9 protein-coding genes are annotated in these 11,661 nt (G+C 58.0%); 6 read left to right on the top strand and 3 right to left on the bottom strand.

Annotated features, from left to right (window positions below; all coding sequences use genetic code 11):
• Positions 1–48 precede the first annotated feature (48 nt).
• From AC07PU_RS25635 to AC07PU_RS25610, 6 genes are read left to right on the top strand one after another with little or no spacing between them, the layout of a single operon-like run.
• Positions 49–531 (top strand): type IV pilin protein, encoded by a 483-nt coding sequence (locus tag AC07PU_RS25635; protein ID WP_296774883.1) that lies wholly within the window; start codon positions 49–51, stop codon positions 529–531.
• 17 nt (positions 532–548) lie between these two features.
• Complete coding sequence (locus tag AC07PU_RS25630) at positions 549–1,154, top strand: pilus assembly FimT family protein (protein WP_495321407.1); 606 nt, start codon at positions 549–551, stop codon at positions 1,152–1,154.
• Entirely contained in the window at positions 1,148–1,627 is a 480-nt protein-coding gene (gene pilV / locus AC07PU_RS25625) for a type IV pilus modification protein PilV (RefSeq protein WP_296774877.1), read from the top strand. Before AC07PU_RS25630 ends, pilV begins: the two co-directional genes overlap by 7 nt.
• Positions 1,627–2,802, top strand: a complete 1,176-nt coding sequence (locus tag AC07PU_RS25620) for a PilW family protein (RefSeq protein WP_495321406.1) — start codon at positions 1,627–1,629, stop codon at positions 2,800–2,802. Before pilV ends, AC07PU_RS25620 begins: the two co-directional genes overlap by 1 nt.
• Positions 2,784–3,461 (top strand): pilus assembly PilX family protein, encoded by a 678-nt coding sequence (locus AC07PU_RS25615; protein WP_495321451.1) that lies wholly within the window; start codon positions 2,784–2,786, stop codon positions 3,459–3,461. The genes AC07PU_RS25620 and AC07PU_RS25615 overlap by 19 nt, the downstream gene beginning before the upstream one ends.
• 31 nt (positions 3,462–3,492) lie before the next feature.
• Positions 3,493–7,422 carry a pilus assembly protein gene (locus AC07PU_RS25610; RefSeq protein ID WP_495321405.1) on the top strand — a complete coding sequence of 1,310 codons (3,930 nt, stop codon included), beginning with the start codon at positions 3,493–3,495 and terminating at the stop codon, positions 7,420–7,422.
• A gap of 929 nt (positions 7,423–8,351) precedes the next feature.
• On the opposite strand, the gene AC07PU_RS25605 is transcribed toward AC07PU_RS25610, so the two are convergent.
• The 3 genes from AC07PU_RS25605 to AC07PU_RS25595 all read right to left on the bottom strand — a co-directional run bounded on the left by AC07PU_RS25605 (position 8,352) and on the right by AC07PU_RS25595 (position 11,645).
• Positions 8,352–10,085: a PglL family O-oligosaccharyltransferase gene (locus AC07PU_RS25605; protein WP_495321404.1), complete on the bottom strand. Its 1,734-nt coding sequence runs from the start codon at positions 10,083–10,085 to the stop codon at positions 8,352–8,354.
• Positions 10,086–10,113: 28 nt separating this feature from the next.
• Positions 10,114–10,620 (bottom strand): pilin, encoded by a 507-nt coding sequence (locus tag AC07PU_RS25600; RefSeq protein ID WP_495321403.1) that lies wholly within the window; start codon positions 10,618–10,620, stop codon positions 10,114–10,116.
• Between the two features lie 221 nt (positions 10,621–10,841).
• Positions 10,842–11,645 (bottom strand): 3',5'-cyclic-nucleotide phosphodiesterase, encoded by an 804-nt coding sequence (locus AC07PU_RS25595; RefSeq protein ID WP_093351479.1) that lies wholly within the window; start codon positions 11,643–11,645, stop codon positions 10,842–10,844.
• Positions 11,646–11,661 lie beyond the last annotated feature (16 nt).

Genomic DNA, 11,661 nt, shown 5'->3' with positions numbered 1-11,661 from the left:
GTGCACGCACATTCGTCACCCAACCCGGTCCATCCCCGAGAGGTGCCCTTGAAGTTTTCCATTTTTCCGCCCCGTCGCATCGCGCCCGTGGCCCGCGCACCGGGCTTCACCCTTATCGAGATGATGATCGTCGTGGCCCTCATTGCCATCCTGGCAGCGATCGCCTTGCCCTCGTACAACGACTACATCCGCCGTGGCCAGCAGCCGGAAGCGTTCAACGCGCTCTCCGACTTCCGCGCCAAGATGGAGCAGTACTACCAGGACAACCGGAAGTACGGCTCGGGCACCACTTGCGCCAATGACGCGACGGCGTCCAGCTGGAACGAATTCAAGGCCACGAACCGATTCAGTTACGCCTGCACGATCACCGACGGGGCGCAGCAGGCCTATTCCATCAGTGCAACGGGTACGAGCGGCCAAGTGAAGAACGATGTCTATTCCATCGATCAGAACGGCAATCGCTCGACATCGAAATTCAAAGGCGCCACCGTTTCCGCCAACTGCTGGCTGACACGGTCCAGCGCTTGCTGAGTCTCCCGATGCGACACATGCACCGCGTCCGCGGCTTCACGCTGATCGAGCTGGTCGTCACCATGGCGGTGCTGGCCGTCGGGTTGCTCGTCGCCTTGCCCAGCATTGGCGTATGGCTCGACAACACCCGTATCCGGAGCGCGGCGGACGGCTTGCAGGCGGGTCTCCAGGCAGCGCGGATGGAGGCCGTCCGCCGCAATCAAAGCGTATCGTTCTACCTCGTATCGCTGACCAATGGCAGCACGATGGACAACAGTTGCGCGCTGTCATCCACGAGCGGCTCATGGGTGATCAACACCACTTCGCCGGCAGGCAAGTGCGGCAGCGCCTCCATCCTCGGGTCGCGCGCGATCGGCTCCTCGAGCAGCGGCGTCAAGATCTCGGCGGGCAGTTCTTCCAATACGAGCGACAAGACAGTTGTAGGTACCGCAGCCACCACGACGACCTTCGATGGCCTCGGACGCCTGGACACCACATCCTCGCCGCTGAATCGCGTGCGGATCACCGGCCCCAAGACCGACACCACCTACCTCGACCTCATGGTCATCGTCGAGACGGGGGGCGGGGTCCGCATCTGCGACCCGCGGTCCTCCATTCAGACCAACGATCCCCGCAAATGTTGAAGGATCTCGTCGCCATGCGCGCCTCGTCCCGCATCCGTCCCCTCCGGCCACATGTCCCATCGCGGGGAAGAAGCCATCGCGGCATCGTCCTGATCGAGGTGCTGGTCGCGCTGCTGATCTTCATGTTCGGCATCCTGGGCTTCATCGGCCTGCAGACTGCATTGGTCCGGGCCGAGAGCGAGGCCAACACGCGTGCGAACGCGGCGTACCTGGCCAGCGAACTGATCGGCCGCATGTGGGCCGACATCAGCAACCTCAGCAGCTATGCCGGAACCGATTCATGCAGCGCCACTTCTTGCACCGAATGGCGCGACAAGCTCGCCCTGCTTCTTCCGGGAGCGACCGCCGCCATCACGGTGGGAACGGGTACCAATGCCGGGAATGTCTCGGTGCGGATCCAGTGGGCACTGCCCGGCGGAAGCACCCACACCTACGAAACGCAGAGCAACGTCTCCGCGAAGGCGGCCAGCTGATGACACGCCCCCATCACGTCCCCGCGCGGTCGTTCGCGCTGCCCGCACTTGTTTCTCGGTCGCGCATGCATGGACTCACGCTCGTCGAGCTTATGGTCGGCCTGCTGCTGGGACTGCTGACCGTGCTCGTCATCACGCAGATCCTCGCGACGAGCGAGAGCCGCAAGCGCACCATCGCAAGCGGGAACGATGCACAGATCAATGGTGCATTGGCGGCCTACACGCTGCAGCGCGACATCGCCATGGCCGGCTATGGCCTGGCGATCAAGCCGGATGCGATGGGCTGCCCGCTTCAAGGCACCTTCAAGCTCAATGCCAGCGCCACGGCCGAAACCTTCGCCTCCACCCTGGCGCCCGTCGAAATCACCGACGGGGCCAGTGGCGCTCCCGACACGGTGACGATCCTTCAAAGCCGGACGGCCGGCTTCTCGGTACCCGTGACGGTGACCGCGCAATCCTCTGACTACTTCACCGTGCAGTCGTCATTGGGCGTGAAGGCGGGCGATCTGATGGTCGCCATTCCGGATCCATGGGGAGTCTCTGCGCCCTGCCGCCTGTTCTCGGTCACCGATGACGGCGCCGGCACGTCGAGCAACACGGGGTTGTGGGCGCTGCGCGTGCCGCATGTCGAAGGTGCGCTTCCCAGCTGGAACAACAACTCCGCGCTCTCCGCCATCACGGCCAGCTACCTGCTCAATCTTGGTGGCCTGGGCTACAGCTCCTATTCGATCAGCAGCAATCTCGCACTGCAGATCACGACACGTACGGCAACTGCCGCGGGATCCACCTCCGAGCTCTTTCCCAACATCGTGAATCTGCAAGCGCTGTACGGAAAAGACACGAACAACGACGGTGTGGTCGACACCTATGACAGCAGCACACCCACGACCAGTGCCGGCTGGCAGCAGGTCCTGGCGATCCGCATCGCGGTGGTGGCCCGCAGTACCCAGTACGAGCCGATCAAGAAAGCCGATGAAACCGACGCCGTGACCCAGGCCGATCCTCTTTGGGACCTCGGCGCCAGCGCAACGGTCACGGGTGCTGCGGCTTGCCACGATGGCAGCAAATGCCTATCGATCAAGGTCAGCCACGTACCGGATTGGAAGCACTACCGCTACCGGGTCTACGACACCATCATTCCACTGCGCAACGTGCTGTGGAACTCAGCCAGCTGAACATGCACCGCCTCATCGCATTTCGCCGCCAAAAGGGCGCGGCATTGATCTTCGCCTTGATCGCATTGGTGATCCTGGGACTGGCGACGCTCTCGCTGGTACGGTCAGTCGACACGGGAGCCTTGTTGCTCGGTAACCTGAGCTTTAAGCAGGATGCGACCGCGGCGGGCGACCAGGCCGCGCGAAAAGCCTTTGTATGGCTCAAGGGCCAGGCTGACCTGACGGCGGATGTTCCCAACAGCGGCTACTACGCCACCTCGCGCGATACGGACAGCACAGCACCGCTTGACGTCACGGGCCGGCAATATGCGAGCAACACCTCGCGCCAATTGATCGATTGGTACGCCGATGGCACCTGCGCCTATGCAGGCACCAACGGCAGCTGCACGCTGAAGGCCGTCGATGCCGGCACGACGCCCAACGGTAACAACCAGCTCTCGTACACCATCTTCCGTCTCTGCAGTTTGACCGGGGCCGTATCGACGGCCGTCACCGGCACCAACAACTGCGCAACAGCCACCAGTGCAGCAAGCAGCGGCCACGAAGCAGGCGAGAGATCGATTTCCCAGCCCGCCGCCGGCGCCTTCTACCGCATCGTTGTGCAGGTGCGTGGCTCTCGCAACTCGGTGAGCTACATCGAAACCATCGTTCAACTCTAGGGCGAAAGCTCTCGCACCGGGAGTCGCAACCATGCCAAATCAATTCTCGTCCACGTTCCGGAACCCTCTTCGTGCTAGCGGCAGGAAGATCGGCCTCATCGCTGCCGCGGCATTGACGATGCTGGGCGCAGTGGGTTTCACCGTTCGCAGCGATGCCACGGAAATTTCCGATGTACCGCTGATCACCAGTCCCAACGCACACGCCAAGCCGAACCTGATGTTCGTGCTTGACGACTCGGGCAGTATGGCTCGCGAGTACATGCCCGACGAGATGAGCGACACGGGCACCTTCGGATTCAGAAGCGCGCAGTGCAACGGCGTTGCCTACGATCCGAGCATCACCTACAAGCCGCCGCTCGATGCGGCCGGGGCGGAGATGGTGAACAGCTCCTTCACGGCGGCGAAGCAGGACGGCTTCAGCTCGTCGAGCAGCACCACGAATCTGAATGGGGTGGCGGCAAGCAGAACCCTGACCACGACCGCGAACATCACCCCAGGAACCGGAAGCAAGACCTTCGTCTTCAGCGGCACCTCCTACAAGAGCGACCTGGGAATCGATGTCGGAAGTCTGGTGTCCGTGACGTCGTCGGGCGCCACCATGATCGGGACGATTACCACGCTGACCACCACGGGCTCTGGCACCTTCACGTACACGATGGTGCTCAACGTGACCCAGTCCACCGGCACGGCTGCCACGAAGGATTGGACTCTCAGTCGCCTCACGGGGAGTGTGTACTACAAGTACAAGGGAACGAGGGCCAAGATGGCTTGGCGGTACACCAGCGCTGACGTGGTCCAGGACACGTTCTATAACGAGTGCAACTACAAGACCGGCAGCTCTTCGGGCACCGCGCTGTTCGACACCTTCACCGTCATCAGCACATCGAGCGAAGCTCAGAACTACGCGAACTGGTACTCGTATTACCGCACCCGGACCCTGCTGATGCGCACCGCCGTGGGCCGCGCTTTCGCGGCATTGGACGACGGCTACCGCCTCGGCTTCTCGACCATCAACAGCAGCACCACGGTGACGACGTCCGATGGCTTCCAACCCGTTGGCGACTTCACCGGCGATCAGAAGACGACGCTCTATACCAAGCTGTATGCCGCAGCGGCAGCGGGCGGTACGCCTCTGCGCGGCGCGCTTTCCAAGATCGGCCGGTACTACGGGCGTCGCCTCTCCGGCCAGACCGAAGCCAACGACCCGGTCCAATACGCTTGCCAACGCAATTTCGTGCTGCTCTCCACCGATGGTTACTGGAACAAGGGCGGCTCTCCAGGCGCGACGGAGGGCAACAGCTACACCGCCCTCGATCTGGATGGCAACAACGTGGGCAATCAGGACAGCACGGAGGCAAGGCCCCTGTTCGATGGCACAACGACGACCACTACCTACAGCCGAACGGCCTATCAGGTCGGCACCAGAGGGGCCAACAGCTGCAACAACAATAACAGCCCCTACAGGGTGAGGGCCACGGACCAGACATCCACCGACAACAGCACATGGACGCCCGAGGCCGCGGCGCCGTCGAGCAACAGCGGTACATGCCGAGCGGGCACCTATGTACTCCCTGGAACGTCTCCACAACTCACGGCTGCTTCGAGCGCGGGACCAGGGACTGTCTACTCCACCGTGACTTCGACTACCAACTCCACCGGGGGATCTTCGAACTCCCTGGCTGACGTGGCCGCGTACTACTACAAGACAGACCTGCGCTCAACCAACTGCACTTCGACGAGCTCGGGAATCTCGCAAAACGTCTGCAGCGACATCGTTCCGACATCTGGCCGCGATACGGCGAGACATCAGCACATGACCACGTTCACCATCGGCCTGGGCGTGAGCGGGACGTTGACCTACGACCGCAACTACCTCACGCAGACCTCGGGGTCCTATGTCGACTTGACGAATGGCACGACCAACTGGCCCGTCCCCGAGACCGTCAACATCTCGGGCAACTCCGGCGACGCCCGCAACATCGACGATCTCTGGCATGCCGCAGTGAACGGTCGTGGCCAGTACTATTCGGCGCTCAATGCAACGCAGCTTGCGGAAGCCATCAGCGGGGTGGTGAGCGCCATCCAGGAAGTGACGGGTTCCTCCGCCGCCGCAACGACCAGCACGCTTGAACTCGTGGCGGGCGACAACAATCAGGTCTATAGCGCGAGCTACACGACCGGAACCTGGACGGGGGACCTGAAGGCCTATTCGCTGGACGGCACGAACGCCACGATCAGTGCCAACCCCACATGGTCTGCGCAGACCAAACTGACCGGCACGACGTACACCGCGCGCACCATCTACTACCGCCGCTCAAGTACCAGTGCGCTGGGCGCGTTCACCTCCGCCAATCTCACCGCCGATGGATTAGGCGATCACTTCAACCTGTGCGGAAACGCAAGCCACACAGGGGTGACTCAGTGTCAGACCTTGAGCGATGCTGACAAAGCTTTGGCCAACAGTTCAACAAACCTGGTCAACTTTCTCCGTGGCGACCGCAGCAATGAAAGAGCGAACACTGCGATCGGCAGCACTGCAGCGCTGTATCGCGTTCGCGCAGGGGTGCTGGGCGACATCATCAACGGCGCCCCGAGATATGTGAGCAAACCGGATTTCGGCTATTCAGATGCGGGCTACACCGACTTTGTGCGGAACAACAGGAATCGCAAGCCCATGATCTATGTGGCAGCCAATGATGGCATGCTGCATGCGATCTCCGCCGACACGACAGATGGCGGCGCCGAGTTGTGGGCCTACGTGCCCACGACCGTGGTGCCCAATCTCTACCGCCTGGCCGATTCGAACTATGCGAACAAGCACAACTACATGGTCGACGGTGCCCCGGTGGTCGGCGACATCTATGTGGGCAACGCCTGGAAGACGATTCTCGTCGGTGGCATGGGCAAGGGCGGGCGTGGCTACTACGCGCTCGACATCACGGACCCGCAGAATCCGCGATCGCTGTGGGAGTTCACCGACGACAACTTGGGACTGACTTTCGGCAATCCCGTCATCACCAAGCGCGCGGATGGCACGTGGGTCGTGGCGTTCGCGTCGGGCTACAACAACGTCAGCCCTGGCGACGGAGTGGGGCGGCTTTTCGTGCTCAACGCCAACACGGGTGCGAGAGCTCGCGCGGACATCAGCACGGGCGTGGGCAGCACTTCCGCGCCGAGCGGACTGTCGAAGATCAATGGGTGGATCGATCAGGAGTCGGACAACACATCCAAGCGTTTCTACGGCGGCGATGAACTGGGCAATCTTTGGCGCTTCGATATTGACGGCGTGACGCAACCCTACAACTCGGCAATGCTGTTGGCTCAATTCCTGATCAATGGAACGACGGCACAGCCAATCACCACGCGCCCTCGGTTGACACAGGTGAATGGCAAACCGGTCGTCGTCATCGGTACCGGACGCTATATGAGCACGGGCGATATCACCAATACGACGCAGCAGAGCATCTACGCCATCAAGGATTCGCTTGCAAGCACGGGCTTGGGCGATGTTCGTGCCGGCACCACGCTGGTCCAACAAACGATTACCGTGTCGAACAAGGAAGCGACCATCACCAGCAACCCGGTCAACTGGACGACTCAGAACGGCTGGAAAGTGGATCTGCCTCAGTCAGGTGAGCGGATATTTGTTGACATCGCGCTCCAGGGCAGCGTTCTTGCAATCTCGACGGCAATTCCTACTGGCGATGCATGCAGTTCTGGCGGCAGCTCCTGGAACTATCTGCTCAACACAGCGAGCGGTGCGGCACTCGAGAACAAAGCGGGAGCGCTCGTCAGCGCAAATTCCGTGATCGTGGGGCAGAGTTTCGTGAAGCTGGCAGATGGGACGCTACGGCTTTTGCGGCAGCTTAGCGATGGCACGACTTCATTGGTGAGAACACCGTCGAGCACCAGTTCGAGCATTACGCCACAGCGGACTTCGTGGAGGGAGCTCACAAACTGAATACTTCAGTATGCCAAATCTCTTAGGCTAAGCGATGTGACACCTCTCGGCAGACCTGCGTTGCAGATGCGACATACATTCGCGTTCACAACAATTTATCTTGATCCCGCAGTATCGACAGAACGGAGCTCGCAATGTGTGACTCCGAGCCAATACCCTACTCCTAGGCCTACACTGGCTGAAGTGAAGTATCAACAAGCTCTTTGGAGTCATCGAGAAGGCGCGAAACAGCAACGCGAGGTTGATGCCGTAGCACGGCCGACGCTAGGCCTTCGTAGCTCTCTTTGATTGAAATTTGTGTAAGTTTGCCTGCGGGCCCACATACACAAAGCGCACTGTGCGAAGCGTACGACCTTGCCGTTGGTACGACCCCGCCTCGATGAACTTTTGAGTGATGCCAATTCGAGGCCTTCTCGCCAGACAGCCGCCACGAAACCATGCCGTTGCCGGCCAATAGCAGGTCGACCGTCACACACCCACATACCGAAACAAGAACGTTTGGCGCAGAGCTTGCGCTCTTGGAGATACGCCTGCATGAAGACCATGCAGCGCTGGATCGCCTGCAAGAAGTCTCAGCCGACGTTGGTGTGCACGGAATGCGATCTAACGTACGACGGCTAACCTTGTCAAAGTGCCCTAGCTCCTTGACGTCAATGCACAGCAACTCATCAGGGCTGCGCCTAGCCATGCGACACAGTTCCACGATAGCAAGTATCGGATGGGCTCGCTGGAACAAGGCGGTCTCCTAAGTCAAGAGGACCTGTTAAGCAAACCCGCCGCACCATCGGAGGTATCGAGTCGACCACTTGCAGACCATGATTGCGCGAGTACCACACATCTGCGCTGCTTGAAATATCTCTAGACGCTCTACAGCAGGCCAATAAGGTCTTCTCAAGCTTTTCACCTATTTCGGGGCTCGAGTGAGCTTATTACTTCTTCGCTTCTTGAAAATCAACGTCAATTAATTGCGGAAATTCCTTTCGCAGTTCACGCCAACTGTTTTTTGCCTTTTCGCAAAACTTTCCAGAATTCGTTTTGCACAACATTTTCAAGGCCCAACTCGACTCTTTATTTCTTCCATTCAACCCTCCGATAAATGCATACTTGAATAGCAAATTGCCCCATCCATATCGAACCACAACTCGGCGCGACCTTTCAATATCTTTTTCCGACATTGCTTTTTTTGGAACAAGCTGCGCCATGTAGCTCAATTCGTAAAGGCCCGTCAGCAAATATGTCTTAGGAAGACGAATCTCTTCCACTTCACCTATTTTTGCAGCCTGATACTGCAATTGCCGCCAAGACTCTTCCAGCTTTAAATACTCCGCCATCAAAACAAAAACTGCCGCGCCGCCAATTAGCGAAACAATAAAAAAAAATTTTTGCAGAAAAAGCATTTCGGTTCGGGCATTTTTCTCCATGGAAATTCGAGAATCTCTGATTAAAATCCCGCCCACCAACCCGATCGGAAAAAGAAAATAAGAATAACTCAAAGGATATTCAAAAAAAGAGTGAATAACCACAGCGATCGGCATTAAGAATATGGCCAACTCACTTGGGGTTCGAATTTTTTTTGCTCCTTTCCATAGAAGAAAAACAAAACCGCCTGCAATTCCAATTCCCGCTGGCACGCCAACCCAAAGCATAAGGTCAATAAAAATATTGTGTGCGGACTCTAAGTATAAATGCAGCGGAGGATAATTTTCGGCGACCTGTTGCTGCGCAATGGAAACTTGATTCCAGCCATAACCTGTCCACGGGGATTGGAAAACGGCGTCAATCATTTGAGGCCAAATATTAAGCCTTGCCTCTTTGTTGAAACGTTCCTGGGAAACCCCAAGAGTATCAAAAATTAGAAGGGAAGCGTTTATCTCCTTCCACCCAAAGAATGCAAAACAATAAACAAAAATAGGAATTAATAACCCTTTGAAATTGAATCTTGTAGGGATTTTTTTTTGATACGCAAGCCAAATTATAACAATAATAATAGTTGACACCGCAGCAGTTCGAGACTGAGTAATTCCCGTCCCAAAAGAAAGCAAAGCCGCTATTAGCAAAGCAGGTGCGGCATCTATTTTTCTTTGCTCAAACAAACAAAGCAAACTCAATTGCCCTAGAAGAAATAAAGTTGCCAATTGATTGGGTTGCGCGAGATTTGCATAAGGACGGCCTCCCGGCTTTAAATCGACAATAAAAACTCCAAGCCACCCCAAATTCATCCACTGATGGATTTGAAAAAATAAAGAAACAACCCCAGAAAAAATAATCGCGCAAAATATAGGGGTTGCAAACTCTATTGCATCACTTGAGTTTTTAATAGAAGGAATGCCGTTTCCGAAAGAAAGCAGCAGGCCAAATCCCAGCAAATACAGCCCTGGAACGAGAGCATCCGAGAAATAAAAGATCTCCCCGCCCGCCATTTGAGTCAAGGGAATAATAGAGAGAAAAGGTGCCCACCAGATTAATGGGAAATTTTGTCGCCTGCCCCAATCAACAAGAGAGGCAAAAATCAATGGCAAAAAGGCAATTCCCGCCAGCATTTCTTGATGAAATGTAACCCAAGGCGAGTAATGGTTTGGAGCAAGATATGCCAAGGGGAGCACCCATCCCAACCAAAGCATTGAGTAGCGAGATAACTTTTCCATAAAAAAAACGGCGTGCAAGCACGCCGTTTTGTTGTTTTAAATTTTTTTAGGAGCCGCGGCACGAGCCGGGCAGATACTTTGCGTCGATTCCGTTACCACCGCCATCGGGGCCGCAAATCCAGCGATTAATCGTCGAGCCCGCCGTAGGCGCAGTTACCGCTGTTGCGCTTGTCGAAGGTGTCATCGAAATCTTTTTGCTAGCCGCACCCTTCAGATCCGGAGCTGCCGATGTGGTAATGACAATAATACCGCCGGTCGTAGTCTCCACACTTTGAACGTACTTAGTAGCAGCGCTCGTTGAGTTGCCCTGCTCGCAGCCCCAAGCGTTATCTCCAGGCAAAGATGCACCCGTTGTGCTTTGAACCGTTTCGGTAATGCTAGTGCGGCAAGCAGAACCAGCGAGAATAGCCTCCGAGATTTTTGCACGAATCGTGTAATCTTGATAAGCCGGCAGCGCCACAGCCGCCAAGATACCAATGATCGCCACAACGATCATCAATTCAATAAGGGTAAAACCCTTCTGCACATTGCGTGCGATGGAACGACGGTTCATTTCACTAACTCCAGGTTGGTTGGGTTGGTTGTCACTCCCGGGAGTCCTCCCCCCGGAGCGGAGAACCTTCCGCAGCATCCGTGCCACCCGTTTTGACGTCCCGTCAGCGACCTAACGCGTCACCCCTGACCACATTGGCGTTACTGCATGTGACAGAAGATGTATCAAGATGCGACACATGGTGACAAATTTGTCATGCCATCCGTGCTGCGCGGCCGGGCTCAGAAGGTCAGGATGCCGTCCGCCTTGAGCCAGCGGATGTCCCGTTGCGCCAACCCCGGCACCTGCCGGCCGGCCAGCGATTCGATCTGGCTCATGATCTCCTCGGTTTCGGCCGGCTTGGTGTGGGTGATGTAGATCGGGTAGTCCTTGCCGGGCTCGATGTGAGCCAGCTCGTCGGCCAGCATGGTGGGCGACAGGTGCAGGCTGCGTTCCGCCAAGGCTTGTTCGCGGTTGCTGAAGGCGGTCTCGATAACGAGCATCGCGACCTCGAGCGCGTTGACGCGGTCCCAGAACGGCGCGTTGCGCTCGGTGTCGCCGCTGAAGACCCAATGGGCACCGCCGTCGGCACGGCTCACGGCGAAGCCGCAGGCGGGCACGGTGTGCACGGCCGGCAGCACCTCGATGCGCTTGGGCGTGGCGCTGCCGAGCAGCAGCGTCTGGCCGACGGCGATGTCGTGGAAGGTGACGAAGGGCGCCTCGGGACTCGGGATGCTCTCGAAGTCGGGCCAGATGATGTTGTTGAACACATGGGCGCGCAGCGCCTCGATGGTGGCGCGCAGCGCATGCACGCGCAGCGGCCGGGTGCGGCGGCCGCCAACGGCGTCGAGCATCAGGGGCAGAGCGGCGATGTGGTCGAGATGGCAGTGCGTGAGCACCATGTCGTCGACACCGGCCATTTCTTCGAGGGTGAGGTCGCCGACGCCGGTGCCGGCATCGACGAGCAGGTCGGTGTCGACCAGGAAGGAGGTGGTGCGGCAGTCTTTGGCGATGGCGCCCGAGCAACCCAGCACACGAACCTGCATTGTGAGAGACCCCTTG

It is taken from the genome of Variovorax sp. GW821-FHT10D07 (assembly GCF_059415325.1).
This window is presented reverse-complemented; position numbering and strand designations above follow the sequence as displayed.

Excerpts from the sequence above, each read along its gene's own strand:
- AC07PU_RS25630 (WP_495321407.1), top strand. The coding sequence starts at position 549 with ATGCACCGCGTCCGCGGCTTCACGCTGATCGAGCTGGTCGTCACCATG.
- pilV (WP_296774877.1), top strand. The coding sequence starts at position 1,148 with ATGTTGAAGGATCTCGTCGCCATGCGCGCCTCGTCCCGCATCCGTCCC.
- AC07PU_RS25620 (WP_495321406.1), top strand. The coding sequence starts at position 1,627 with ATGACACGCCCCCATCACGTCCCCGCGCGGTCGTTCGCGCTGCCCGCA.
- AC07PU_RS25610 (WP_495321405.1), top strand. The coding sequence starts at position 3,493 with ATGCCAAATCAATTCTCGTCCACGTTCCGGAACCCTCTTCGTGCTAGC.
- AC07PU_RS25600 (WP_495321403.1), bottom strand. The coding sequence starts at position 10,620 with ATGAACCGTCGTTCCATCGCACGCAATGTGCAGAAGGGTTTTACCCTT.
- AC07PU_RS25595 (WP_093351479.1), bottom strand. The coding sequence starts at position 11,645 with ATGCAGGTTCGTGTGCTGGGTTGCTCGGGCGCCATCGCCAAAGACTGC.